Annotated in this window: 24 protein-coding genes; 13 read left to right on the top strand and 11 right to left on the bottom strand. The window is 73.3% G+C overall.

Annotated features, from left to right (window positions below):
- The first annotated feature begins 74 nt into the window (after positions 1-74).
- Genes ABZ321_RS49990 through ABZ321_RS49980 form a run of 3 tightly spaced genes read left to right on the top strand, consistent with a single transcriptional unit; the run spans position 75 to position 2975 of the window.
- Positions 75-722, top strand: a complete 648-nt coding sequence (locus ABZ321_RS49990) for a winged helix-turn-helix domain-containing protein (protein ID WP_344506301.1) — start codon at positions 75-77, stop codon at positions 720-722.
- Positions 685-2598 (top strand): endonuclease/exonuclease/phosphatase family protein, encoded by a 1914-nt coding sequence (locus tag ABZ321_RS49985; protein WP_354903474.1) that lies wholly within the window; start codon positions 685-687, stop codon positions 2596-2598. Before ABZ321_RS49990 ends, ABZ321_RS49985 begins: the two co-directional genes overlap by 38 nt.
- 53 nt (positions 2599-2651) lie before the next feature.
- Entirely contained in the window at positions 2652-2975 is a 324-nt protein-coding gene (locus ABZ321_RS49980) for a hypothetical protein (RefSeq protein WP_344506303.1), read from the top strand.
- Between the two features lie 89 nt (positions 2976-3064).
- Here the strand turns inward: ABZ321_RS49980 and ABZ321_RS49975 are convergent, their stop codons facing one another.
- Positions 3065-3853: a thioesterase family protein gene (locus tag ABZ321_RS49975; protein WP_354903473.1), complete on the bottom strand. Its 789-nt coding sequence runs from the start codon at positions 3851-3853 to the stop codon at positions 3065-3067.
- Positions 3854-3881: 28 nt separating this feature from the next.
- On the opposite strand from ABZ321_RS49975, the gene ABZ321_RS49970 reads away from it, so the two are divergent.
- The 4 genes from ABZ321_RS49970 to ABZ321_RS49955 all read left to right on the top strand — a co-directional run bounded on the left by ABZ321_RS49970 (position 3882) and on the right by ABZ321_RS49955 (position 8858).
- On the top strand, positions 3882-4847 hold the full coding sequence (locus tag ABZ321_RS49970; RefSeq protein WP_354903472.1) for a magnesium transporter CorA family protein: 966 nt from the start codon (positions 3882-3884) through the stop codon (positions 4845-4847).
- Positions 4844-6226 (top strand): dihydrolipoyl dehydrogenase, encoded by a 1383-nt coding sequence (lpdA, locus tag ABZ321_RS49965; RefSeq protein ID WP_344506306.1) that lies wholly within the window; start codon positions 4844-4846, stop codon positions 6224-6226. The genes ABZ321_RS49970 and lpdA overlap by 4 nt, the downstream gene beginning before the upstream one ends.
- Before the next feature lie 213 nt (positions 6227-6439).
- Positions 6440-7834 (top strand): class II 3-deoxy-7-phosphoheptulonate synthase, encoded by a 1395-nt coding sequence (locus tag ABZ321_RS49960; RefSeq protein ID WP_344506307.1) that lies wholly within the window; start codon positions 6440-6442, stop codon positions 7832-7834.
- Positions 7827-8858, top strand: coding sequence for a GntG family PLP-dependent aldolase (locus ABZ321_RS49955; protein WP_354903471.1), 1032 nt, complete (start codon positions 7827-7829; stop codon positions 8856-8858). The genes ABZ321_RS49960 and ABZ321_RS49955 overlap by 8 nt, the downstream gene beginning before the upstream one ends.
- Positions 8859-9190: 332 nt before the next feature.
- Here the strand turns inward: ABZ321_RS49955 and ABZ321_RS49950 are convergent, their stop codons facing one another.
- Both ABZ321_RS49950 and ABZ321_RS49945 read right to left on the bottom strand, forming a co-directional pair.
- Positions 9191-10069 (bottom strand): deoxyribonuclease IV, encoded by an 879-nt coding sequence (locus ABZ321_RS49950; RefSeq protein WP_354903470.1) that lies wholly within the window; start codon positions 10067-10069, stop codon positions 9191-9193.
- Entirely contained in the window at positions 10070-12055 is a 1986-nt protein-coding gene (locus ABZ321_RS49945; RefSeq protein ID WP_354903468.1) for a PASTA domain-containing protein, read from the bottom strand. It lies immediately after the preceding gene.
- Between the two features lie 89 nt (positions 12056-12144).
- On the opposite strand from ABZ321_RS49945, the gene ABZ321_RS49940 reads away from it, so the two are divergent.
- From ABZ321_RS49940 to ABZ321_RS49925, 4 genes are all read left to right on the top strand, one after another.
- Positions 12145-12627, top strand: coding sequence for a hypothetical protein (locus ABZ321_RS49940; RefSeq protein WP_344506311.1), 483 nt, complete (start codon positions 12145-12147; stop codon positions 12625-12627).
- 117 nt (positions 12628-12744) lie between these two features.
- Positions 12745-13092 (top strand): Rv2175c family DNA-binding protein, encoded by a 348-nt coding sequence (locus ABZ321_RS49935; RefSeq protein ID WP_354903467.1) that lies wholly within the window; start codon positions 12745-12747, stop codon positions 13090-13092.
- Between the two features lie 2 nt (positions 13093-13094).
- Positions 13095-13427, top strand: coding sequence for a lycopene cyclase domain-containing protein (locus tag ABZ321_RS49930; protein WP_344506313.1), 333 nt, complete (start codon positions 13095-13097; stop codon positions 13425-13427).
- Positions 13424-13759 carry a lycopene cyclase domain-containing protein gene (locus ABZ321_RS49925; RefSeq protein WP_344506314.1) on the top strand — a complete coding sequence of 112 codons (336 nt, stop codon included), beginning with the start codon at positions 13424-13426 and terminating at the stop codon, positions 13757-13759. The genes ABZ321_RS49930 and ABZ321_RS49925 overlap by 4 nt, the downstream gene beginning before the upstream one ends.
- Here the strand turns inward: ABZ321_RS49925 and ABZ321_RS49920 are convergent.
- Together ABZ321_RS49920 and ABZ321_RS49915 are read right to left on the bottom strand one after the other, a co-directional pair.
- A complete protein-coding gene (locus ABZ321_RS49920; protein ID WP_354903466.1) occupies positions 13695-14759 on the bottom strand; it encodes a polyprenyl synthetase family protein in 1065 nt (354 codons plus the stop codon). The two genes, ABZ321_RS49925 and ABZ321_RS49920, sit on opposite strands and share 65 nt — an antisense overlap.
- 861 nt (positions 14760-15620) lie before the next feature.
- Complete coding sequence (locus tag ABZ321_RS49915) at positions 15621-17072, bottom strand: helix-turn-helix transcriptional regulator (protein ID WP_354903464.1); 1452 nt, start codon at positions 17070-17072, stop codon at positions 15621-15623.
- A gap of 185 nt (positions 17073-17257) precedes the next feature.
- Here ABZ321_RS49915 and metF point away from each other — a divergent pair, with 185 nt between their 5' ends.
- Both metF and ABZ321_RS49905 read left to right on the top strand, forming a co-directional pair.
- Positions 17258-18175, top strand: a complete 918-nt coding sequence (gene metF / locus ABZ321_RS49910; protein ID WP_344506317.1) for a methylenetetrahydrofolate reductase [NAD(P)H] — start codon at positions 17258-17260, stop codon at positions 18173-18175.
- Positions 18156-18845 (top strand): CDP-alcohol phosphatidyltransferase family protein, encoded by a 690-nt coding sequence (locus ABZ321_RS49905; RefSeq protein WP_354903463.1) that lies wholly within the window; start codon positions 18156-18158, stop codon positions 18843-18845. The genes metF and ABZ321_RS49905 overlap by 20 nt, the downstream gene beginning before the upstream one ends.
- Before the next feature lie 217 nt (positions 18846-19062).
- On the opposite strand, the gene crtI is transcribed toward ABZ321_RS49905, so the two are convergent.
- The 6 genes from crtI to ABZ321_RS49875 form a co-directional block, all read right to left on the bottom strand.
- Positions 19063-20523, bottom strand: a complete 1461-nt coding sequence (gene crtI / locus ABZ321_RS49900; protein WP_354903462.1) for a phytoene desaturase family protein — start codon at positions 20521-20523, stop codon at positions 19063-19065.
- A 93-nt stretch (positions 20524-20616) separates the two neighbouring features.
- The gene (locus tag ABZ321_RS49895; RefSeq protein ID WP_344506320.1) at positions 20617-21765 is read right to left on the bottom strand and encodes a glycosyltransferase; all 1149 of its coding nucleotides are present in this window, start codon (positions 21763-21765) and stop codon (positions 20617-20619) included.
- Entirely contained in the window at positions 21747-22487 is a 741-nt protein-coding gene (locus ABZ321_RS49890) for a carotenoid biosynthesis protein (RefSeq protein ID WP_344506321.1), read from the bottom strand. Before ABZ321_RS49890 ends, ABZ321_RS49895 begins: the two co-directional genes overlap by 19 nt.
- Positions 22484-23020, bottom strand: coding sequence for a GNAT family N-acetyltransferase (locus ABZ321_RS49885; RefSeq protein WP_354903461.1), 537 nt, complete (start codon positions 23018-23020; stop codon positions 22484-22486). The genes ABZ321_RS49890 and ABZ321_RS49885 overlap by 4 nt, the downstream gene beginning before the upstream one ends.
- Entirely contained in the window at positions 23017-23685 is a 669-nt protein-coding gene (locus ABZ321_RS49880) for a monooxygenase (RefSeq protein ID WP_354903460.1), read from the bottom strand. Before ABZ321_RS49880 ends, ABZ321_RS49885 begins: the two co-directional genes overlap by 4 nt.
- Entirely contained in the window at positions 23682-24170 is a 489-nt protein-coding gene (locus tag ABZ321_RS49875) for a YbaK/EbsC family protein (protein ID WP_344506324.1), read from the bottom strand. The genes ABZ321_RS49880 and ABZ321_RS49875 overlap by 4 nt, the downstream gene beginning before the upstream one ends.
- Positions 24171-24177: the final 7 nt, after the last annotated feature.

The following is a 24177-nucleotide window of genomic DNA, read 5'->3' as shown; positions in this document are numbered from 1 at the left end:
ATTTCGACGGCCTTTGTCGAGTGACGGTTCGTTGATTCGGCGTCATTGCAAAGGCTTTTCGAGAGGAATTGAAAATGGCCATTTCGGTCGTCGGCGCGCCAGAGGTGGCGCCCTCGGTGGTCACCATCACCGTGCACATCACCCTCAACGGCGGTGACGAGCTCCCACCGGAGGCGTCCCGCCTGATCAGCGACCTCGAGGCGCTCGCCGCCAGCCAGGCCAAGCAGCAGATCCAGCGCACCCAGCAGCCCCAGCCCCCGTTGCAGCGCGCCGCCGCGCCGGCGCACACCCTGCAGCACGGGCCGTCCCAGCACACCGGCCGCAACCTGCGGCTGGTCGAGACCCCCGACACCGTCATCGGCGGCGTCGACGCCGCGAAGGTCAAGCGGATCGGCGCGGCCGCACCCGACGCCCCGTCGCTCTTCCTGTGCACCGGGTCCCGGCTCGTCCTGCGCGACGGCGCGCCCGTGCCGCTGACCCGCCGCGAATACGACCTGTTCCTGTTCCTGTGCGAGCACCCGCGTCGCGTGTTCAGCCGGGCGCAGCTGCTGCGCCAGGTCTGGGGCTACGACATGGTCGGCACCGAGCGCACCGTCGACGTCCACGTGCGGCGCCTGCGGGTCAAGCTCGGTGAGGCCGCACGGATCATCGCCACCGTGCGCGGCGTCGGCTATCGTCTCGACGATGACGCCGCCGTCCAGGTTGTCGTTCGCGAGGACTGACCACCGCGTTCCCGCCCCGCTGGTGAGCACCGCGGCGGGGACCCTGCTCCTGGTCGACCTGCTCCGGGTCTGGCTCCCGTCGATCATCACGATCTTCGGGCAGGCCGCCTCGACACCGGCCGAGCTCATGGGCGCGTTCGCGCTGCTGTGGTTCCTGGTCCCGTTCGCGGTGGTGCCCTTCGCCGCCCGGTGGGGCGCCGGGAGGCACGCGGCGAAGGTCGCGCTCGCCGGGGGCGCCGGGCTCGCCGCCGCCCGGTTCGCGCTGCTGTTCGTCCACGGTGGACAGGCACAGCTGTACGTCGCCTCGATCGGCCTGCTCGCCGGGCTGTCGTGGCTCGCGGCGACCGCCGTGCGGGGCGGACCGGCGGCCGTCGGTGTCCCGGTCGGGCTCGCCGCCGGCGCGCTGCAGCACGCGGCGTTGCGCACCGTCGACCTGACGTGGCAGTCACGGTGGTGGGCCGCGCCGCTCGTCGCCGCCGAGTGCCTGGTGTTCATCTGGTACCAGCGGCGCACGGCACCCGGTAGGACGTCCGCCGCCGCCTGGTTCCTCGTGGGGCCGGCGATGCTCCTCGCCGGCATGTTCGCGCTGTCACCGGCGATCGCGACCGTCGCCCTGTCCTACCGCTTCGACCCGGTCGCCACCACACCCCCGCCCGCCGTGCCGGAGCTGCTGCTCGGCCTGGCCGTGGTGGGTTTCCTCGCCGGGGCGACCGGCCCGCTCAGGGGACGCTTCGAGCGGGTCGCGGCCGCGCTGACGATCGTCGCGGCGGCGGTCATCTTCGGCCTGTCGCACGGCCCGGGCGGGCTGTTCGTCGCCCTGCTGCTCGGCTGCGGCGCGCTCGGCTGGGCGTTCCGCGCCGCGGCCGCCGACACGCCACCCGAGCCCGACGCCGGCCGGAACGCGCGGTCCGGGTACGCCGCCCTCGCCGGGATGCTCGTGTTCGCGGTCGCCGCCGTCGCCTACTACGCCGCCTACGACCTCGGCTACCCCAACCAGTGGGTGCCGGTCGCGGTCGCGCTCGCCCCCGCCTGGATCCTGCTGCGCTCCGGCACCGGCGCGCCCGCGACCGGCGTGCCGTGGCGGACGGGTCTCGCGGCCGGCGCGGTGTGCCTGCTCGTGCCGCTGCTCGGGGCCACCACGACCCCGCCGGTCGAGCGGTCTGACGCGACCGGCGCGGCCGGCGCGGATCGGGGGCTGCGGCTGGTGGCGTACAACATCCGCATGGGCTTCGGGCTCGACGGCACCTTCCGGCCGGCGGCGGCGGCCCGCGCGATCGCCGCGTCGGACCCTGACGTCGTGGTCCTGTCCGAGGTGGACCGGGCGTGGGTGCTCAACGGCGGCCACGACGACCTGCGGACCCTCGCGACGCGGCTGGGGATGCGGTACTGGTTCGCCCCGGCCGCCGACGCCGTCTGGGGCGACGCGGTGCTGACGAACCTGCCGGTCGCCGCGGCCGAGACGGTGCGGCTGTCGGCGGTCGGCGCGCCGACGGGCGCTCAGGCCCTCGGCGTCGTCGTGCGGTTCGGCGGCCGGGAGATCGCGGTCGTGTCGACGCACATCCAGCCGCCGCCGGACGCCGAACCCCTCGTCCAGGTCGGCGAGATCGCCGCGTTCGCGACCCGGTTCGGCGGCGACCGGCCGACGTTCATCGCCGGTGACCTCAACATCGAGCCCGGTGACGCGGCGATGCGCGCGTTCGCCGACGCCGGCTACGCGGACGGGTTCGCGGCGTTCCGGCCGGTGCGCACGTTCCCCGCCGACAAGCCCGTGAAGCAGATCGACCACGTCCTGGTCAGGGGGCTGACCTGCGCCGAGGTCAGCGTCGGCACGGCAGTGACGTCCGACCATGCGCCGATCGTCACGACATTGCGGTGATTGAGCACCGCGGTGGATGGGCAACCTGCTCTCAGAGAGAGAAAGGGGCAGCGATGAGCGTCACACATGCGAACGGGAGCAAGATCGGTGGCCCCGCCATCGATACTCGCGACGACCTTGGCAACACGGTCGACACGATGTCCGCCAAGACCAAGCAGCGCGCGGCCGAGCTGGCCGAGCAGGGCAAGGACGTGGCACGCCGTCGGCCCGTTCCACTGGTGACCGCCGCCGCGGCCGGGGTCGCCACCGTGGTCGTCGCGGTGGTCACGGTCATGCGGAGCCGCCGGAAGCAGACCCCGCGTCAGCGGGCCATGAAGGCTGCGACCAACGCGTGGCGGAGCACCAGCAAGAGCGTGCGGAAACGGGTCAAGCGGTAACCTCCTCTCCCACAGTCGCGCCCCGCACCGTCCGGTGCGGGGCGCGACGTCATGGTGCCGGCGCGACGTTCACGGTGCCGGCATGACGTTCATGCTGCCGGCATCCGGTACGCGGCGAGCTGGGTCGCCTGCGCGACGACCCGGTCCCGCGCGTCCCAGATCTCGCAGACCTGGTCGACGAGGCTCTCGGTGAGCAGCCGGGCCCGCTGGCGGACCCGCAGCGGACCGGGGGAGGGGACCGCCCGCACGTACACGGTGAGCTCCAGCGTCGGGGTCCAGCCGTGGCTGCCGAGGGTGAACGTCGCCGGCGGGAACGCGTCCGCGGCGAACAGCAGCGACACCGGGTCCCACGCCGCGTCGTCCGGCAGCCGCAGCCAGCCGCGCAGCTCGCCGGGCGGGTCACCGACCGCCTGCCAGTCGATGCGCTGCTCGAACTGGTCCAGCATGTCGATGCGCAGCCCCGTGCCCGGCGCCTCCGACGGCGTCGGGAACAGGCCCTGCTCGGCGGCGACCGGTGGCGGCTGCGCGTCGACCCAGCGCGGCTCGCCGGCCGCCGCCAGGGTGCCGAGGGTGAACAGCGCCTCGACGCACGCGCGGTCCTTCTGCCACAGCCGCGACCGGACCTGGCTCGCGGTGCGGCCGGTGCGCAGCACCTCGACGGTGACGGTGGCCGGGCCGGGGTCCGGCGGCGACAGGTAGACCGCGCTCGCCGACAGCGGGTCGGGGTGCGTGCCGGCGGCCTCGATCGCGGCGCGGGCCAGGATCGCCAGGAGGTAGCCGCCGTTGGGCTTGCCGCCGACGGTCCACAGTGGATCGAGCTCGGCGTCGAAGCCGTCGCCGGCGGGCCGGACCTGCGTCGCCTCGATGAACGCTGCCACGCCTGCCTCCTTCTGGTTGGATGACGGCATGGCGCGAACGCGGCTCTACCGCAACGGTGACCTGGTGGCCGAGGATTTCCCGCTCGACGATATCTCGGAGCACCTCGCCGCCGAGGACACGGTGGTATGGCTGGATCTCGTGTCGCCGTCGCCGCAGGTGTACGAGCGGGTGCAGGAGGAGTTCGGCCTGCATCAGCTGGCGATCGAGGACGCGTCGTCGCCCCGGGAACGGCCGAAGCTGAGCCACTACCACGGGCACCTGTTCCTCAGCGCGTACCAGGCGAGCTTCGAGGGCGACGGCGGCGAGCTGACCGTGTGCCCGGTGTCGGCGTTCATCACCGGCCGGGCGTTGATCACCGTGCACGGCGACGGGTTCGACATGGACGCCGTGGTACGCCGCTGGGACGCGACGTCCGAGCTGGCCCGGCACGGCGTGGCGTACCTCCTGCACGGGCTGCTCGACGTCGTCGTCGACGGGCACTTCGACGCGGTGCAGGCGCTCGACGACGCCCTGGAGGCCCTCGAGGACACGCTCTTCGAGGAGACCCCGCAGGCGGTCCGGCAGGTGCAGCAGCGCAGCTTCCGGCTCCGGCGCAGCCTCAGCCACCTGCGCAAGGTCGTGCTGCCGATGCGCGAGGTGGTCAACGGCCTGACCCGCGCCAAGCTCGTCGACGAGGAGATCGCCCCCTACTACCAGGACCTGTACGACCATGTGCTGAGGGTCACGGAGTGGACGGAGGGGCTGCGCGACTTCGTCGCGACCATCCTGGAGTCGAACCTCGCGGTCCAGGGCAACCGGATGAACAACATCATGAAGAAGGTCACCAGCTGGGCGGCCATCATCGCGGTACCCACGGCTGTTACGGGTTACTACGGGCAGAATCTGCCTTTTCCGGGATACGAGCACCACGCCGGGTTCGTGACCTCCGCCGTGCTGATCGTGGTGCTGTCCGTGGGGCTGTACGTCACCTTCAAACGCAAGGACTGGTTATGAGCGACAACTTCGATGTTGTAGTCCTCGGCGCGGGCCCCGGTGGCTACACCGCCGCCGTGCGCGCCGCGCAGCTCGGCCTGCGCACCGCGATCGTCGAGGACAAGTACTGGGGCGGCGTCTGCCTCAACGTCGGCTGCATCCCCAGCAAGGCGCTGCTGCGCAACGCGGAGCTGGCGCACATCTTCACCGCCGAGGCCAAGACGTTCGGCATCCAGGGCTCGGTGACCTTCGACTACGGCGCGGCGTTCCAGCGCAGCCGCAAGGTCGCCGACGGCCGGGTCAAGGGCGTGCACTACCTCATGAAGAAGAACGAGATCCGCCAGTACCACGGCCGCGGCGTCTTCCTCGACGACCACACCCTGCAGGTCGGCGACGACACGGTGACGTTCGCCAACGCGATCATCGCCACCGGTGCGACCACCCGGCTGCTGCCCGGCACGTCGCTGTCCGACAAGGTCGTCACGTACGAGGAGCAGATCCTCTCCGAGGAGCTGCCGTCGTCGATCATCATCGCCGGGGCCGGCGCGATCGGGGTCGAGTTCGCCTACGTGCTGCACAACTACGGGGTCAAGGTCACCGTCGTCGAGTTCCTCGACCGGCTCGTCCCGCTGGAGGACGTCGAGGTGTCCGCCGAGCTGGCGAAGCGGTACAAGCGCCTCGGCATCCAGGTGCTGACCTCGACGCGGGTCTCCGCCGTCGCCGAGACCGCCGACGGCGTGAGCGTCGAGGTCATCGGCAAGGACGGCGCCGCGCAGGTGCTCGAGGCGGACAAGCTGCTGCAGGCGATCGGCTTCCAGCCCCGCGTCGAGGGGTACGGGCTGGAGAAGACCGGCGTGGCGCTCACCGAGCGCGGGGCGATTGCCGTCGACGGGCGGCTGCGCACCAACGTGCCGCACATCTACGCCATCGGCGACGTCACCGCGAAGCTGATGCTCGCGCACGCCGCCGAGTCGATGGGCATCATCGCCGCGGAGACGATCGCCGGCGCGGAGACGATGGAGCTCGACTACGTCATGATCCCCCGCGCGACGTACTGCCAGCCGCAGATCGCCAGCTTCGGCTGGACCGAGGCGCAGGCCCGCGAGAAGGGCTTCGACGTGAAGGTCGTCAAGTTCCCGTACACCGCCAACGGCAAGGCGCACGGCCTCGGCGACGCGACCGGCTTCGTGAAGATCATCAGCGATGGCAAGTACGGCGAGCTGCTCGGCGCGCACCTCATCGGGCCGGAGGTCACCGAGCTGCTGCCGGAGCTGACCCTGGCGCAGCAGTGGGACCTGACGGTGCACGAGGTCGCCCGCAACGTCCACGCCCACCCGACCCTCGGCGAGGCCGTCAAGGAAGCGATCCACGGCCTGGCCGGCCACATGATCAACATGTAGCTCGCGGGCTCCGGCACCGTGGGCTGCGTCTCAGTTCCCGCGGACCAGGCGCACGCGCTCCGTGCGCCGGGTCCACGTGTTCCGTGCGCCCGGCCCGCGCGTTCCGTGTGCTGGGTCCGCGTGTTCCGTGGTCCGGGTCCGGGTGTTCCGTACTCCGGGACCGGGCGGGATGGCGACACCCGCCCGGGCCGAGGGGTCGGTAGGCTTTTGCGTATGCGGCAGGAGTGGCACCACTTCACATACCCCGGTCCCGAGATCTCCCGAGTGGCCGTCGCGGGCAACTCCGAGGACGACGAGTTCGGTCTCGACCACTGGCGCGCCCTGCCCCGTGCGCAGACCCCGCCGTGGCCCGACCAGGCGGCGGTCGACGAGGTCGGCCAGCTGCTGGCGTCGGTGCCGCCGATCGTCGCGCCCTACGAGGTCGACCAGCTCCGCGAGCGGCTCGCCCTCGTCGCCGACGGCAAGGCGTTCATGCTGCAGGGCGGCGACTGCGCCGAGACGTTCGCCGACAACACCGAGGCGCACGTCCTGGGCAACGCCCGCACCCTGCTGCAGATGGCGGTCGTGCTCACCTACGGCGCGTCCCTGCCCGTGATCAAGCTCGGCCGGGTCGCCGGCCAATTCACCAAGCCGCGCTCCGCGGCCCTCGATTCGCTGGGGCTTCCGGCGTACCGCGGCGACATGATCAACTCGTTGGACCAGGACCCTGAGGCCCGCATCGCCGACCCGCAGCGGATGATCCGCGCCTACGCCAACTCGTCCAGCGCCATGAACATGCTCCGGGCGTACCTCGGCGGCGGCATGGGCGACCTGCACGCCGTCCACGACTGGAACAAGGGCTTCGTCGTCACCTCGCCCGCCGGCCAGCGCTACGAGGCGATCGCCCGCGAGATCGACCGCGCGCTGCGCTTCATGCAGGCCTGCGGCGTCAACGACGACGAGGCGCTGCGCACCGTCACCCTGTACTGCTCGCACGAGGCCCTCGCCCTGGAATACGAGCGGCCGCTCGCCCGGATCGCCGGCGGCCGGCCGTACGGGCTGTCCGGGCACTTCCTGTGGATCGGCGAGCGCACCCGCCAGATCGACGGCGCCCACGTCGACTTCATGTCGCGCATCGCCAACCCGATCGGCGTCAAGCTCGGCCCCACCACCGCCCCCGAGCAGGCCCTCGAACTGTTCGAGAAGCTCAACCCCGACAACATCCCGGGCCGGCTCACGTTCGTCGCCCGCATGGGCAGCAACAAGGTCCGCGACGCGCTCCCGCCGATCGTGGAGAAGGTCACCGCGGCCGGCTGCCGCGTCGTCTGGCAGTGCGACCCCATGCACGGCAACACCCACGAGTCGTCCAACGGGTACAAGACCCGGCACTTCGACCGCATCGTCGACGAGGTCCTCGGCTACTTCGAGGTCCACCGCGAGCTGGAGACCCACCCGGGCGGCCTGCACGTCGAGCTGACCGGCGAGGACGTCACCGAGTGCCTCGGCGGCGCCCAGGCGATCGTCGACGAGGACCTCCCCGGCCGGTACGAGACCGCCTGCGACCCGCGCCTCAACACGCAGCAGTCCCTGGAGCTGGCGTTCCTCGTCGCGGAGATGCTGCGTGGCTGATGTGTTGGCGGATCTTCGTTCGGACACCGTCACCCGGCCGACGCCGGCCATGCGTCTTGCGATGGCCGAGGCGCCGGTCGGGGACGACGTGTTCGACGAGGACCCGACGCTGCACGAGCTGCAGTCCTACGCCGCGTCCCTCTTCGGCCACGAGGCGGCCCTCTTCACGCCGTCCGGCTGCATGGCCAACCAGATCGCCCTGCAGCTCGTCGTCCCGCGCGCCGGCGAGCTGCTCTGCGACGCCGACGCGCACGTCGTCACCTACGAGATGGGCGCCGCCGCCGCGTACGGCGGCATCTCCACCCGCACATGGCCCTTCGCCGGCGGTGCTCTCGACGTGGCCACGGTCGCCGGAATGATCCGCCCGGCCGGCGGCTACACCGTCGCCACCAGCGCGATCGCCGTCGAGCAGACCCACAACCGCGGCGGCGGCACCATCATCCCGCTGGAGACCCTGCAGGCGCTGCGCACCGCCTGCGACGACGCGGGCCTGCTGCTGCACTGCGACGGCGCCCGCATCTGGCACGCGCACGTCGCCGCCGGCGTCCCCCTGGCGACGTACGGGCAGCTCTTCGACACCCTCTCCGTCTGCCTCTCCAAGGGCCTCGGCGCGCCCGTCGGCTCCCTGGTGATCGGCTCCGCCGCCCGCATCGCCGAGGCCCGCCTGATCCGTAAGCGCCTCGGCGGCGGCATGCGGCAGGCCGGCATCCTCGCCGCCGGCGGCCTGTACGCCCTCCGCCACCACATCGACCGCCTCGCCGACGACCACGCCAAGGCGCGGCACCTGGCGGCGGCGCTCGCCCCGACCGGCGCCGCCGACCCCGCCCGCGTCGAGACCAACCTGGTCATGCTGGACCTGCGCGCGGCGCCGCTGGACGCGGCGCAGCTGACGGCGGCGGCCGCCGAGCAGGGCGTGCTGGTGTCACCGTTCGGCCCGCGGACGGTCCGCCTCACCACCCACCTCGACCTCACCGACGACGCCGTCTCCACCGCCGCCGCGGTCCTGACGAAGCTCCTGACCTGACCTCTCCGCTCAGCCTTTCCCGCGCAGCCTTTGCCGGAGATTCCCAGCCGTCGGTCGTGCCCGCTGACGACGCCATGCTGATCGCACTCGTGCAGTCCGTGGGCCTGCCGCCGAGGCGGGTTCCGTGCGCGCGGGCGCGCGTGGGAGGCGGGCTGGAGGCTTCCGGTCTGCGGGCCGCAGCGGCGACTCGCATGGCGGGCACGGCGTCGGATGGCGGACCCGGTCGGCGGTGCGTGCCGGTCTATTGCACCCTACATCACGCCTACTAATTGACCTTCAAGCGCGGAGTTGCGCGGTCGCCCTCCGTAATTTTGCCTGCTGTGGCGGCAGGGTCAGAAGGCGGCGCGGAGCAGGGCGATGTCGGCGGCGTGGTCGGCGGACAGGTCGCCGCTGGGGGTCTCGACGATGAGGGGGACGCCGGCCGCGGCGGGGTGGCGGACCAGCTCCGCGAACGCCGCCGGGCCGATCGTGCCCTTGCCCAGTGACTCGTGGCGGTCGCGGGTGGAGCCGCAGGCGTCCTTGGAGTCGTTGGCGTGGATCAGGCGCAGCCGGCCCGGGCCGGCCGCCTTGACCAGGGTGTCGAGCGTGGCGGTCATGCCACCCGGGGAGGCCAGGTCGTGGCCCGCGGCCCAGGCGTGGCAGGTGTCGAAGCAGACGCCGAGCTGCGGGTGGTGGTCCACGGCGGTCAGGTACGCCTCCAGGTGCTCGACCCTGGACGCCAGCGACCGGCCACCTCCGGCGCTCGGCTCGACCAGCAGCGGCGGCCAGCCCTCCAGTGCGGCGCGGTCGAGGAGTGGCCGGAGCACCTCTCGTACGACATCCAAAGCCTTCTCCGCGTGGACGGCGTCGACGGCCGATCCGGCGTGGAACACCACGCCCCGCGCGCCGATCGCCTTGCCGCGGCGCAGGGCGTGCTCGAGGGTGGCGACGGAGCGCTCGACGGTCGCCTCCGTCGGGGAGCCGAGGTTGACCAGCAGCGCGGCGTGGATGTACGCGGACACGCCCCAGTCGCCGCAGCCGGCGAGGAACGCGGCGTCCTGGGCCGGGTCGCCCTCGGCGAGCGCCCAGCCGCGCGGGTTGGACACGTAGATCTGCACGGCGGTCGCGCCGGTCTGCTCGACGTAGCGCTGCGACGCCTTGGCCAGGCCACCGGCGACGAGCGCGTGCCCGCCGACCGGTGTCTCAGCCGTCCCCTGTACCGAGGCCGCCACTTAGAAGTACGCGAGCAGACGGATGCGTGTGCCCGGCGGCACCTGCGTGCCGGGCTGCGGGTCCATCTGCCGGACCGTGCCGAAGCCCTGCACGTCGACGTTGAGCCCCATCGACTCCAACTGCTGGCGGGCCTGGTCGAGCTGCTGGCCGCGGACCTCGGGCACCGTGACGAGCGCCGGGCCCTTGGAGATCTGCAGGTCGATGACCATGCCGTCGGTGACGCTGTTGCCGTCGCCGATGCTCTGCGAGACGACCTCGTCCTTGGGCTTGTCGCTGTCGACCGGCTCGATCTTGCCGATGGCGATCTTCACCTTGGTGAGGGCCTGCTTGGCCTCCTCGACGTTCTTGCCGATGACGAGCGGCACCTTCACCGGGTTGGGGCCCTTGCTGACGAAGATCTTGATCGTCTGGCCGGGCTTGACCTCGGTGCCGATCTTCGGCTCGGTCTCGACCACGTAGCCGGCGGGGACCGCGTCGTCGTACTTCTCGGCGCGGGTCGCCTGCAGCCCGGTCGCCTGGATGTCGACGAGGGCGAGGTCGTACTCCTTGCCGGCGATGTCGGGCACCTTGTGGATCTCGGGGCCGAGCGACAGCGTGAGCGTGATCGTGCCGCCGTCCAGGATCCGCGCGTGCGCGCCCGGGTCCTGGGCGAGGACCTTGTCCTTGGCGATCTTCGCGTCGAACCTCGGCGGGCCGAACTTCACCTTGAACCCGGCGGCCCTGGCCTGCTGGCCGGCCATGTCGCTGGACATCGTCGTCAGGTCGGGCGCGTCCGTGTAACGGCCGACGCCGATCCAGTACCCGCCGATCGCCACCAGCAGGCCCAGCGTCAGCATCGAGGCGATCACCGCGAGACGGGTCCGCGGGTTGGCGTTGATCTGGGCGAGCAGCTCCGCCAGCCGGGCGGCGGGCCCGACCGGCTCGGGCTCGGCGGCGCGGCGCCGGCGGGCGGGCGGCTGCGCGGGGGAGGGGCTGGGCAGCTTCGCCCACGACGGCCGGGCCGGCTCCATCGCGCCGGTGCGGTACACGTTCTGCGTCTGCGGCACCGACTCGATCTGCGGCACGATCACCGTCGGCTGCGCGAGCGGGCGCGACCGGGTGGCGATCTCCATGCCGATGCTCTCGCGGACGGCCTGCACCTCGGCGAGCATCGCGCCCGCGTCGGTGGGGCGGGCGCCGGGGTCGCGGCGGGTCGCGCGGGTCACCAGGTCGTCGATGGCCGGCGGGAGTCCCGGCACGTACCGCGAGGGGAACGGCACGTCGCGGTCGACGTGCTGCCACGCGACCTCGACCGGGCGGTCCGCCTCGTAGGGCACCCGGCCGGTCAGCATCTCGAAGAGCACGATGCCGGCGGAGTACACGTCAGTGCGCGGGTCGGCGTGCCCGTCGGTGACGAGCTCCGGCGCGACGTAGGCGACCGTGGCCATGAGGTGCGAGCCGGTCTCGTCGGCGCTGGCCTCGACCGCGCGGGCCAGGCCGAAGTCGGCGACCTTGACGACGCCGTCGATGATGTTGTGCGAGTCGCCAGGGGCCTCCGCGACCAGCACGTTCTCCGGCTTGACGTCGCGGTGGACGAGACCGGCGCGGTGCGCGGCGGCGATCGCGGCGAGCATCTGCTCCATGATCGCGAGGGCCTCCTGCGGCTGCAGGCGGCGGCGCTCGGCGAGCACCTCGCGCAGCGTGTGGCCCCGCACGAACTCCATGACCAGATACGGCAGCCCGTGGTGGGTGCCCTGGTCGTACACCGCGACGACGTTGGGATGGGTGAGCCGCGCGATCGTCTTCGCCTCGTCGGTGAACCGGTTGACGAACTTCGGATCGTGCGACTGTCCAGGGTGGATGATCTTCAAGGCGACGGTGCGCTCTAACCGCTCGTCGAGTGCGGTGTAGACCGTCGCCATGCCGCCCTTGGCGACACGGGAGCGAACGCGGTAGCGCCCGTCTACAAGCGCACCGAGAAGGGGATCGGCGACCGTGGTATCCATTGGCTGCGAGTGTACGGCTGGTGAACCGGATTCCTCAGCCTCCTGCCATACCACCATTGGTTTGTCCCTGTTTCGGGGTCTTTGAGGTCGTGCGGGTTGGCGACGGCGTCGATACGGACGGTGACGGACTGGCCGTCACGCTCGGGCTGGGGCTCGTCGACGACGACGGCGTGCCCTCCACCGTCTTCGTCGTCGGCACCACCGCCGGCGGCGGCACGGCGGGGATCGCCAGGACCGGCGGCGGCGCGGACCGCCGCACCTGCGCCCGCGGCGACGCCTTCTGGGTCTCCGGCGCGCCGCCGGAGGTCTCCGGGACGGTGACCGTCGGCTCCGCCGCCGCGGCCGCCACCGACGACGCCGGCGGGGTGCGCAGCGCGGTCAGGCTGCCGGCGACCGCGAGGTACGTGCCGGCCGCCCCACCCGCGACGAGCAGTGCCACCCCGCTCGTCGCCGCCACCCGGCGCGGCCGCTCCCGGCGCGGGACGGCCCGGTGCCGCGGGGCGAACCCGGTGAACTCCGCCGTCTCCGCGGTCAGCAGCTGCGTCAGCTTCCGGCGGCTCACCTGCCGGTAGACGTCGTAGCGCGCGGAACGCCATGCACCGGTGACCTCATGGTGGACCTTGAGCCAGAGCCCCACAGCCGTTCCCCTCCGTCGGTATGCGTCCCAGCGACATGGCACTGTGTTCCCTGTGACCGAACAACCAGTGGGCCCAACCGAGTGGCTGACCATGCCGGACGTCGCTGAACGCATCGGCATCCCGGTCAACCGGGTGCACCAGCTCGTCCGGGAGCGCAAGCTGCTCGCCGTCCGCCAGGACGGTGTGCTGCGCGTGCCGGCCGACTTCATCAGCGACGACGGTGTGGTGAAGCACCTGCCCGGCGTCCTCACGGTGTTGCACGACGCTGGGTACAACGACGATGAGGCGCTGCGGTGGCTGTACACGCCGGACGACACCCTGCCGGGCACACCCGCGGCCGCGCTGCGCGGTAACCGGGCCACCGAGGTCAAGCGCCGCGCGCAGGCCCTGGGCTTCTAGCGGTGCTCCGCTTCACGTACCTGCTGGTGCTCGCCGGCTGTCTCTTCGGCGCGCTGTGGCTCGAGCCGCTGCTGAAGGTCGGCGTGCTCCGGCAGGTGCGGCGGCTCATCCTGACCATCGCCCCGGTCGCCGCCCTCTTCATCGGCTGGGACCTGCTCGCCATCCGCGCGGGACACTGGACGTTCGACCCGGCGCAGATGGTCGGGGTCGTGTTCCCCGGCGGGCTGCCGCTGGAGGAAGTGCTGTTCTTCCTCGTCGTGCCCGTCTGCGCGATCCTCGGCTTCGAGGCGACCCGGCAGACCCTGCTGCGGCTCTCCGCGCGGCGGCGCCCATGACGTACACCATGGCCGCCGTCACCGGAGTCGTCGCCGCCGTCCTCATCGACGTCTTCGCGATCCGGAGCCGGGTGGTGCTCGGCAAGGTGTTCTGGTGCACCTACCCGATCATCTTCGGCTTCCAGCTGCTGTCCAACGGGATCCTGACCGGCCGCGGCGTCGTCCTGTACAACCCGGCCGACATTCTGGGGCTGCGGCTCGTGTACGCCCCGGTCGAGGACCTCCTGTTCGGCTTCGCGTTGATCGTGCTGACCCTGTCGCTGTGGGTCAGACTGTCCGCTGCGTCGCCGCCTGGGCCAGACCCGTCAGGACCTCCCGCGCCTCCGCCGTGAGGTGCGCCCCGTCCAACGCTCCCAGCGCCTCGGCCGTCAGGTCTGCGATGCGGCGTTCGGTACGGTCCAGTGCGCCGCTCCCGACGATGACCTCCCGCAACCGCGCGACTCCCGCGGCGTCGAGCTCCGGGTCGCCGAGCAGCTTCCACGCGTCGTCGGCACCGCCGTCCTCCATGGCGGCGGCGACCAGGTACGTGCGCTTGCCCTCGCGCAGGTCGTCGCCGGCCGGCTTGCCCGTCACAACCGGGTCGCCGAACACGCCCAGCACGTCGTCGCGCAGCTGGAACGCCTCGCCGAGCGGCAGGCCGAATCCCTCGTACGCCTTGTTCAGCTCCTCCGGCGCCCCGGCGATCGCCGCCCCCAGCAGCAGCGGCCGCTCGATCGTGTACTTCGCCGACTTGAACCGCGCCACCAGGCTCGCCCGCGCCGTCGACGTGTCCCCGGTCGCCTGCGTCTGCACGTCGAGGTACTGGCCGATCGTCACCTCGGTCCGCATCTCGTCGAACACCGGCCGCGCCCTGGCGAGCGTGTCCGCCCCGAGCCCGCTCGAGTGCAGCATCTCGTCGGACCACACCAGGCACAGGTCCCCGAGCAGGATCGCCGCCGCCGTCCCGAACCCGTCCGGATCGCCCCGCCACCCCGCCCGCGTGTGCAGCGTCGCAAACCTCCGGTGCACCGCCGGCTCCCCGCGCCGCGTCTCCGACCCGTCCATCACGTCGTCGTGGATCAGGGCACTCGCCTGCACCAGCTCCAGCGCCGCGACCGCCGCCACCACCGCGTCGTCATCGGCCCCGCCCGCGCCCCGGTACCCCCAGTACGCGAACGCCGGCCGCAGCCTCTTGCCCCCCTGCACCACGAGCGCCTCGATCGCGTCGGCAACCGGCGCGAGGGCTTCCAGCTCGATCTCCGCGAGCCTGCTCCGCCGCTGCCGCAGGAAGTCGTCGAGTGCCTGCCGCACCCGCGTGCGAAGCTCGGCCCGGTCGAGGAAGGGGTGCGTCACGGCAGAGACGCTAGCCCGAATCCGCGCGAACCGCCGCTCCGGTCCCCACCCCCGTCATCCACCCCGCCCCCCACCCGGTCCACCCGACGGACCCGCTCCACCCTGCGAAACCGCTCCTTCACCCACCGTGCGCCCGAACCGCACCCCACTTCGACTTGGCTGCGGCCTCGACCAGCTCCGCCCCGACCCGTCGACCTTGATCAGCTCCGCCCCGGATCCGTCGGCCTCGACCGGCCCCGCCTCGACCAGCCCCGCCTCGACCCGTCGGCCTGCCCTGACGCGTTGGCCTCGGCCCGGTCCCGTCCCCCGTCTGACCATCCTTGTCCCGTCGGTCCCGCCTCGACCCGTTAACCTCGCCCCGGCCCGCCCGTTGGCCTCGACCCGCCCCCGACCCGTCGGCCTGGGGCTCGCCGCGGACCGTTTCGGCCCGTCCCAGCCCGTCGCCCCCTGGCTCGGTCACGGGCGACGCGGTGAACCCGGCGCGTGCACAGCCTGGTGCGTCGACGGTGCAACGGCGCTCGGCGATACCCCGGCCTGCGAGTCCAAGGTCCAGCCGGCCGCCCTTCCCTGAAGCTGGTCCGCCCCGCCCCATCTTGTCCACCTTGCCTTCCGCTCTGCCCCGTCCACCTCGCCCCGTCCACCTCGCCCTTTCGCGCTGGCCTGTTCGCGGCGGTCCGGTTGTGGGCGATGCGGCGGACCGGCGCGTGGACAGCCCCTGGTGCATCGGTGTGCCCGGACCCCGGCGCCTGGAGCCTTTGGGGCGAATCGCAGGCCGTCCGACAGCCGCCGCCTTCGGCACCCTCGCTGTTCAGTTGTCAAGGTCGGTCGGTCTCGTCGGTGTGGTCGGGACGTCTGCGAAGGTCAGCTGGCCACCCTTCCCTGGAGCTGGTCCGGCCCGCCCGCCCGGGCCACGGCCGGCGCGGCGAACGAACCGGTACGGGCGTGCCCCTGACGCGCCGGTGGTGGAGCGGCGCCCGGCAGACAGCCAGCGGCAGACTCGGCCAGCTCCGTGTACACGACCAGCGACGCGGGTCGCCGCCCCCGCCCTGCGGCGGCGTGCAGCGCGGTCTCCAGGGACCGGAGCTGGCGCAGGACCCGGAACGAACCGGACTCGGCGCACGTGAGCAGCGTCTCGGCGGCCGCGGTGCAGGCGGCGTCGAGGTCGCCGCCGGACAGGTGGGCGCGGGCCAGCGCCGCGCTGACCAGACCCGCGGCGCGGAACCGGACGCCCGGACCCCGCAGCGCCGCACCGAGCCGGGGCAGCGCCGCCGCGGGCCGCCCCGCCGCGGTCAGGCACAGGCCGGCCAGGGCCTCCACGTGGGCGTCGTCCAGCCAGTACAGCCACGGCGGCTCGACCGCGGAGCCTCGGCGGGCATGCGCCCGGTCCGCCGCCGCGAGGGCGCCGTCGCACGACCGTCGATCACCGGCCACTGCGGCGGCAAACGCGGCCCGCAGCGCCAGCACGGTCGCCGTCGCCGGATCGCACGCACCCGCGACCCGCTCGGCCGCAACCGCGGCCCGGACGGCCGCCCGGGCGTCACCACGCTCCCCGGCGGCCTGCGCGACACAGCCGAGCAGGTGCCCGGCGAGGGCCCGGTCACCGCCGGCGACCGCCGCCCGCACCCCACCCCGCACAGCGCCGTCAGGGACGGGCCGCCCCGCGTCGGCCGCGACCCAGGCATGCAGCTGCACCAGCTCAGCGGCCGCCGCCGGTGGCCCGCACCCCGCGCCGGTGGCCCGCACCGCCGACCGCAGCCCGGCGAGCACGAGCGCCACCAGCTCAGGCCCCGCGACCAGGTCGTCCATGCGCCGCAACCCGGCGATCCGCCCGCCCACGTCATCCACCTCGCTCGGGCGGGCCGTGCCCGTGCCCAGGCCCGTGCCCGGGCCGGCGCCGTGCGTCGGCAGCCCGCGCGGGACGGAGCCGGGCGGCGTGACCCGGTCCGTGGAGGCGCCGGCCGGAGCAGGGCCGGGCGGACGCGGTGCAGGCCGGATGGTCGCCGTGACGGTCGAGATCGTGGGTGCGGTCATGGTCGGCTCCCTTCGCCGGCGGGTGTGGGCCGCGGCGCGCTCCAGGTCGTCCAGCGAGGTGTCGAGCACGAGCGCGAGCCAGCACAGCCAGACCCGGCTCGGGATGCGCTCCTCCCGCTCCCACCTGGAGATCTCGTGGCGGGTCAGTGTCGGCAGCCCCGACGCGGCGCACAGCAGCCCGGCGAGCCGCACCTGCGACTTGCCCTGTGCCTGGCGCAGGCGGGTCAGCAGCACTCCGAGCGTCTCGCCCGGATGTGCGGGCGGGTCGATCCTCTGGGACATGGGTCACGACCTCCTGGCACCAGCGACCCCCGTCCTCTCGCGGTCCAGCAGGACGCCCGGCGCGCCGCAGGCCTTCGCGATGCCCGCGGCCGTCGAACCGTCCGACGTCTTTCTACCTCAGGGGTACGACATGATTCGCCGATGCGACCTCCCGGCCGCGGCGCCGGGGGCACTACAGTCGGGGCGTGGCTTCTGGACTTCCTTCTGTGATGGGTGGCGGACCCGCGGCGATCGGTGACCTGATCGCGGCAGAGGCGCCGACGTTCTCCTTCGAGTTCTTCCCGCCGAAGACCCCCGAGGGCGAGCGCCAGCTGTGGCAGGCGATCCGGGAGCTGGAGCCCCTCCGGCCGTCGTTCGTCTCCATCACGTACGGTGCGGGCGGCACCACCAGGGACACCACCGTCGCCGTGACCGAGCGGGTGGCGACGGAGACGACGCTGCTGCCGATGGCGCACCTGACGGCGGTCAACCACTCGGTGGCCGAGCTGCGCAACGTCATCGGTCAGCTCGCCGGCGCCGGCATCCGCAACTTCCTGCTGGTGCGCGGCGACCCGCCCGGCGACCCGATGGGCGAGTGGGTCCAGCACCCGGAGGGTGTCCTCTACGCGGAGGAGCTCGTCCGGCTCGTCCGCGAGGCGGGGGACTTCAGCGTCGGGGTGGCGGCGTTCCCGTACAAGCACCCGAGGTCGACGGACATCGAATCCGACACGGCCAACTTCGTCCGCAAGTGCCGGGCCGGCGCCGACTTCGCGATCACCCAGATGTTCTTCGACGCCGACGACTACCTGCGCCTGCGGGACCGGGTCGCGGCCGCCGGCTGCGACACCCCGATCGTCGCCGGTGTCATGCCGGTCACGGCCATCGGCACCATCGCCCGCTCGCAGCAGCTGTCCGGCGCGCCCTTCCCACCGCATCTCGCCGCCCGGTTCGAGCAGATCGCCGACGACCCGCAGGCGGTGCGGCGCCTCGGCATCGACCTGGCCAGCGAGATGTGCCAGCGGCTCCTCGACGAGGGCGTGCCGGGGATCCACTTCATCACGCTCAACCGGTCGACGGCGACCCGGGAGGTCTGGCAGCAGCTCGGTGTCGGCGCCCGCGTCTGACGTCCGCGACTGGGACGGTTATGCCGAGCGGTGGGCGGCGGCACACGGCGGCTACGACCCGAGGTCCGCACCGCCGCTCGTGCGGGGCTGGCTGCGCATCTCGTACGAGCTGGGCGCCGCCCTCGTCCGCGCGGGTGTCCGCAGCCCGAACGCCGTCACGGTCCTGGGCCTGCTGCTGTCCGTCGCGGTGCCGCTGACCGTCATCGGCGGAGGCGGCTGGGCGTTCGGCGGTGCGGTCCTGGTGCTGCTGTCAGCGGTCGCCGACACCGTCGACGGCGTCCTGGCCGTGGTCACCGGCAGGGCGAGCCGCCTCGGCCAGGTCTACGACTCCGCCGCCGACCGGGTCGCCGAGGCCTGCTGGCTGGTGGCGCTGGTTCTCCTCGGCGGGCCGGCCTGGCTCGCGGTGGCCTGTGGCGGCGTGATGTGGCTGCACGAGTACGTCCGCGCCCGCGCCACCGTCGCCGGCATGTCCGACATCGGCACCGTCACCGTCGCGGAACGCCCGACCCGCGTCCTCGTCACGATCTTCGGCCTCCTCGCCGTCGCGGGCGCGTCCGCCCTGGGCCGCTGGGAGTCCGCGACGGTCCTCGCGGTGCTGGTGGTGATGGCCGCCCTGACTTCTGCCGGCTTCACGCAACTCGCCATTGCCGTCCGTCGCGCTCTGTCATGACCCGGTGACGGCGCTCCATGGCCGTGACCGCGAGGTATTACCATCGGTGACGACGTCGGAAGGCGATTTCGGCGGCTGGCCGAGGTGCGCCGCGCCAGTCGGGCCACGAAAGGCTGGCGTCACGCGGGCCACGAAAGGTTGGCGTCAGGCGGACCACGAAACAGGCGCGAGGCGGGGGCGGAAACGGGCGCCACGCGGAGGTGCGGAAAACAGAGTGCTAGGCGGGGCCGATGCGGTCGGCGACGATCTTGGCGGACAGCATGACCAGGGGTAGGCCGCCGCCGGGGTGGACGGAGCCGCCGACCAGGAACAGGTCGCGGACGGTGCCGCGGGTCGGGGGGCGGAGGAGGCCGGTGAGGCCGTGGCTGGCGGTGCCGTAGATGGCGCCGCCGGGGGAGCGGGTCGAGGCTTCGAGGTCGGCGGGGGTGAGTACGTCGCGGAAGAGGAGGCGGTCGCGGGGGTCGGCGCCGCGGGACGCGAGGATCGACAGGACGCGGTCGGCGTAGCCGTCGGCGACGCCGGGGGCGCGCCAGTCGAACTCGCCGTGCGGCGGGGCGTTGACCAGGACGAACCACGCCTCGTGGCCGGTGGGGCGGGCGGTGGGGTCGTCGGCCGAGGTGACGAAGACGGCGGGGTCGGCCGGGGGGTGGGCGGGCGAGCCGAAGATCGCGTCGAACTCGGCGTCGTAGTCGCGGGGGAAGAACACGGTGTGGTGCGCGAGCTGTGGCGTCGTGCCGCGGACGCCGAGCAGCAGGACGAACCCGCCGAGGCTGCGCCGGGTCAGGCGGGCCGCGCGGCGTGGGGTGGGGAGCAGGTCGCGGTAGAGGTGGAGCGCGTCGGCGTTGGCGACGACGAGGTCGGAGCGGACGGTGGCGCCGCCGGTGAGGACGACGCCGGCGGCTCGTGGGCCTTCGACGAGGACGGACTCGACGGGGGTGCCGAGGTGGACGGTGACGCCGAGCGCGGCGCACCGGGCGAGCAGCGCGTCGGCGAGCGCGCCGAGGCCGCCGCGGAGGTACCAGCCGCCGAACGCCAGCTCCGCGTAGGGGATCGCGAGCAGCGCGGCGGGTGCGCGGCGGGGGTCGGCGCCGGTGTACGTGGCGTAACGGTCCAGCAGCATCCGCAGGCGGGGGTCGCGCAGGTGCCGGCGGCCCAGGCCGCGCAGCGTCTGGCCGGGTGCGATCGCGGCCAGGTCGCGCAGCCGCCACGCCAGGCCGGCGAGCTGCAGCGGGCTGTCGACGGGCGCGGTGAGGACGTGCCGCCACGAGGTCTCCCAGACGCGGGCGGCGCGCTGCCACAGGCGCCGCCAGTCGGCGGCGGCGTCCGCGCCGAACGCGGCCGCGATCCGGTCCTCGAATCCGGCCCCCGCGCAGGAGTCGAGGGTCGTGCCGTCGGGGAAGTGGTGTCGTACCAGCGGATCCAGCGCGACCAGGTCCAGCTCGGGGGCGGGGCCGCCGGTCTGCGCGAACAGCTCCGCCGCGACCTGCGGCAGGGTGAACAGGCTCGGGCCGGTGTCGAAGCGGAAGGTGCCGGCGGCGGTGACCCGTTCGTGTCGGCCGAGCTTGCCGCCGGCGGTGGTGGCCTGCTCGAACACGGTGACCTTGTGGCCGGCCGCGGCGAGCCGGGCCGCTGTCGCGAGGCCGCCGACGCCGGCGCCGATGACGGTCACGGTTGCCATGCCGGGCGACCTTTCCAAGAGGCGCGGCCGCCGGTGACGGTCACGGTTGCCATGTCGGGCGACTCTTCCAGGAGACGCGGCCGCGGGTGACGGTCACGGTTGCCATGTCGGGCGGCCCTTCCAGGAGACGCGGCCGCGGCGGCGGTAGGAGCGCAGGACCAGCCACGCGAACAGCAGCACGGACACGGGATGGGCGAGGGCGTCGGGCCAGGCGCGGCCGCCGGTCGTCCGGGCGCTGACGACCCGCCCGGCGACGCCGAGGAGGTAGCCGGCGAGCCCCTGCCAGCATCCGGCGAGGACGGTGAGGGGCAGCAGGACGTACAGGCCGAGCAGCAGCGACACGACGGCCGTGGCGCCGGCGGGGGAGCCGAACGACGCCCACAGCGACTTGCTGTAGCCGTCGACGACCTCGCGCCATGAGGTGTACATGCGGCACGTGGCCAGGTCGGAGCCGTCGGCGAGCGCGATCCGGCCGCCGGTGCGCTTCACCGCGCGGGCCAGCTCGATGTCTTCGAGGACCTTGTCGCGGACCGCGGCGTGCCCGCCGGCGCGGTCGTAGGCGGCCCGGGTGACCAGCAGGAACTGCCCGCCGGCCGCGGCGAGCGACGGGCGGGGGGAGCGTTCCATCGCGCGCAACGGCAGGAACGTCAGCCACGACCACTGCAGCAGTGGCTGGACGAGCCGCTCGCCCGGACTGCCCGCGATGATGCGTGGGTACGGGCTGAGCAGCCCCACCCCCGCGTCGCCGAGCAGCGTGGCGGCCGCTTCGACGGCGTCGGGGGCCAGGATCACGTCGGCGTCGAGGAACACCAGCAGGTCGGCGTCGCCGGCGAGCCCGGCCGCGTCGGCGAGCTGCTGGCACGCGTGCGGCTTGCCGAGCCAGCCGGCCGGCAGCGGCCTGCCCGCCAGGAGCGTGACGCGGTCGCCGCAGACGGACCGGACGAGGTCGGCGGTGCCGTCGGTGGAGCCGTCGTCGAGGACCAGGATCCTGGGCGCGCCGCGCAGTGCCAGCAACGCCCGCAGACACGGCTCGACCCGCGCCGCCTCGTCCCGCAGCGGCAGCAGTACCGCGACCCGGCCCGCACCCGAAGCGCCGGCCACAGAAGCAGCGTCACCAGCAGCGGCGCCCGGCGCACGACGAGAGCCCGCACGGGGAGAGCGCAGCAGGCGCGCGTTGACCACGGTGTGCGCGGTCAGCGCGAACACGAGCAGCACCAGCAGGGTCAGGACCGCGCCCGCCACAGCGTCACCGCCAAGGGGACCGCGACCAGCCCCATCCCCAGAGCGCCCCACGCCGCCGACGCGGGCATGCCGAGGAACGCCGCGTGCGCGAGGACACTCGAGGCGTACGTCCACAGGTACAGCGCATACATCGGCCGGTCGTCGGTGCCGGGCGCGTCGGGTAACCAGAGCGTGAGCGCCGCTGCCAGTACCGACGCGACCACCAGCCAACCGAGATAGTTGGTGAGCGGGATGCCGGGGACTCCGGGCAGCGCGGCGCCGGGGGAGGACCAGTGCCAGTGGCCCTCGGCGACCATCTGCGGGTCGAGGAAGAGGTCCCAGGTCGCCAGGCCCAGCCCCGCGATCCCGGCCCGCGCCCATCGCCGCCGGGTGAGGCGGGCCGCGGCGACCCACGCCGGCCACGCCATCCACGTCCAGGCGAGGGGGATCGTCAGCGGCACGCCCAGCAGCCTGGGCCCGAGCGAACCGGTGTAGTCGTAGTCGCCGAAGGGGTAGCCGGTGGACCGGCCGGCCGCCTCGACCGCGAACCCGCCGCCGGTGGTGACGAGGACGAGGACGGCGGCGGCGCGCGGGCCGCGGGACAGCCAGGCGTGGCCGACGGACAGCAGGTAGCCGGCGACGACGGTGGCGACGGTGAGCGCGGCCCGGGTGCCGCCGTGCACGAGCGGGTATGCGATCTCGGTGAGGACGAGCGCCGCGAGCAGCGCCCAGAGCGCTCTCACAGCGGCAGTTGCCGGCCGAGGACGGCGAACGGGCGGTCGTCGCCCGGGAAGTTGAAGTGGCGCAGGACGTCGACGAACCCGAACCGCCGGTAGAGCCGCCACGCGCGGGACGTCGCCTCCGGCGCCTCGGGGGTGGACAGCAGCGCCGTCTGCTGCGGGGCCTGGGTGAGCAGGTCGTGCAGCTGCCGGGCGCCGATGCCGTGCCCCTGAGCGTGCGGCCGGACGTGCAGCTCGACGAGCTCGAAGCAGTCGCCGAGCCAGAACTTGCGGTGCTCCCGGCGCAGCGCGTTGCGCACCTGGTCGTGCCACCACTGGCCGGACGTGCCACGGTAGCCATAGCCGAAGCCGAGGAGGTTGTCCTCGTCGTCGAGGGTCGCGACGGCCTGGAACGACTCGCGCCTGGTGTGGCCGGCCACATACCCGCGGCGGGTCTGCAGGAGCTGCACCGAGTAGCCCATCGCCTCCCCGTAGACGGCGATGACGTCGTCGAGTCGCGCGAGGAGGTCTTCCCCGCGCCACCGCACGAGCCTCACGGGCGGTCCCTCCAACCGATCACCTCGCGGTCGCCGGTGACGTCCAGCACACGGAACCGGGCGAACAACTCCTCCGCATACCAGCCTTCGCGGGCCGTGCGGTCCACGACGGCGGCGTGCTCGGGCTGACGGTACGCGAAACGCACGACATCCGCCGCACTGCGCCACAGGCTGATCGTGCCCTGGAATCCTACGGGTGCCTCTCCGACGCCGAACGCGCAGATCATGCCGTCGGCGCCGGGCAGCGCGCGGGACACCGGGTCGATCGCCTTCCAGAACGAGGGCGCCTTCCTGGGCCGTAACCTGGCCCGCGTCAGCACCGCGATCATGCCGTTGTTCGCGTGTACGGGTGGCGCCGCGTCACCGCCGTCGTCGAACGGTGCCCGCCCCGCCCACGTGCCGCGGCTCGCGATCGGCTCCAGCGTGACGGCGCAGCTCGCGGTGGCGCCACGCATCGGCGGCGCCACCGAGGGGTCGCCGACGACGATCGCCGCCCAGCGGGTCAGGTCCGCCTTGCCGGCGCCGAAGTCGCTGCCCTTCCCGGTGCCGAGCAGCTTCACGAACTCCGCCCGTCGCCGCAGCGCCCGCCGGTCGGCGGCCATCCCCCAGAAGGCGAGCGGCACCGCCCGCTTCCGCACCCGCCACACGTGCAACCGGACGGTCACGCGACCTCGGCGGGGGTGCCGGCGGTGATGCGGACGAGCTCGTCATACGTGATGGGGAACACCGCCTGGGGGATGCCGCCGGCGGCCCAGATCTCGCCGAACCGCGCCAGGTCGACGTCGACGAGGGTGCGCACGGGCTTCGGGTGCCCCAGCGGCGACACGCCGCCGATGACCTGGCCGGTGTGCTCGCGGACGAACTCGGCGGTGGCGCGCTTGACCTTGCCGGTGCCGAGCAGCGCGGCGACCTTCGCGGTGTCGACGCGATGCGCGCCGGACGTGAGGACCAGTAACGGGTCGCCGCCGGCCTCGAAGATCAACGAGTTGGCGATCTGGGCGACCTCGACCCCTACGGCGGCCGCGGCCGCGGCGGCGGTGTGGACCGGCTCGGTGAGCACCCTGACCTGGCACGGGTCGCCGGCGGCGTCGCGGGCGCCGGCGGCGTCGAGAGCGTCCTGGATGGCCTGCACGTTGGGATGAAGCTGCATGCGACCG

Source organism: Dactylosporangium sp. NPDC006015, from assembly GCF_040614215.1.
GTDB lineage: Bacteria > Actinomycetota > Actinomycetes > Mycobacteriales > Micromonosporaceae > Dactylosporangium > Dactylosporangium maewongense.
Note: the sequence above shows the minus strand (reverse complement) of the source record. Positions and strands in the feature narration are given on the sequence as shown.

Excerpts from the sequence above, each read along its gene's own strand:
- ABZ321_RS49990 (WP_344506301.1), top strand. The coding sequence starts at position 75 with ATGGCCATTTCGGTCGTCGGCGCGCCAGAGGTGGCGCCCTCGGTGGTC.
- ABZ321_RS49985 (WP_354903474.1), top strand. The coding sequence starts at position 685 with ATGACGCCGCCGTCCAGGTTGTCGTTCGCGAGGACTGACCACCGCGTT.
- ABZ321_RS49980 (WP_344506303.1), top strand. The coding sequence starts at position 2,652 with ATGAGCGTCACACATGCGAACGGGAGCAAGATCGGTGGCCCCGCCATC.
- ABZ321_RS49970 (WP_354903472.1), top strand. The coding sequence starts at position 3,882 with ATGGCGCGAACGCGGCTCTACCGCAACGGTGACCTGGTGGCCGAGGAT.
- lpdA (WP_344506306.1), top strand. The coding sequence starts at position 4,844 with ATGAGCGACAACTTCGATGTTGTAGTCCTCGGCGCGGGCCCCGGTGGC.
- ABZ321_RS49960 (WP_344506307.1), top strand. The coding sequence starts at position 6,440 with ATGCGGCAGGAGTGGCACCACTTCACATACCCCGGTCCCGAGATCTCC.
- ABZ321_RS49945 (WP_354903468.1), bottom strand. The coding sequence starts at position 12,055 with ATGGATACCACGGTCGCCGATCCCCTTCTCGGTGCGCTTGTAGACGGG.
- ABZ321_RS49925 (WP_344506314.1), top strand. The coding sequence starts at position 13,424 with ATGACGTACACCATGGCCGCCGTCACCGGAGTCGTCGCCGCCGTCCTC.
- ABZ321_RS49915 (WP_354903464.1), bottom strand. The coding sequence starts at position 17,072 with ATGTCCCAGAGGATCGACCCGCCCGCACATCCGGGCGAGACGCTCGGA.
- crtI (WP_354903462.1), bottom strand. The coding sequence starts at position 20,523 with ATGGCAACCGTGACCGTCATCGGCGCCGGCGTCGGCGGCCTCGCGACA.
- ABZ321_RS49875 (WP_344506324.1), bottom strand. The coding sequence starts at position 24,170 with ATGCAGCTTCATCCCAACGTGCAGGCCATCCAGGACGCTCTCGACGCC.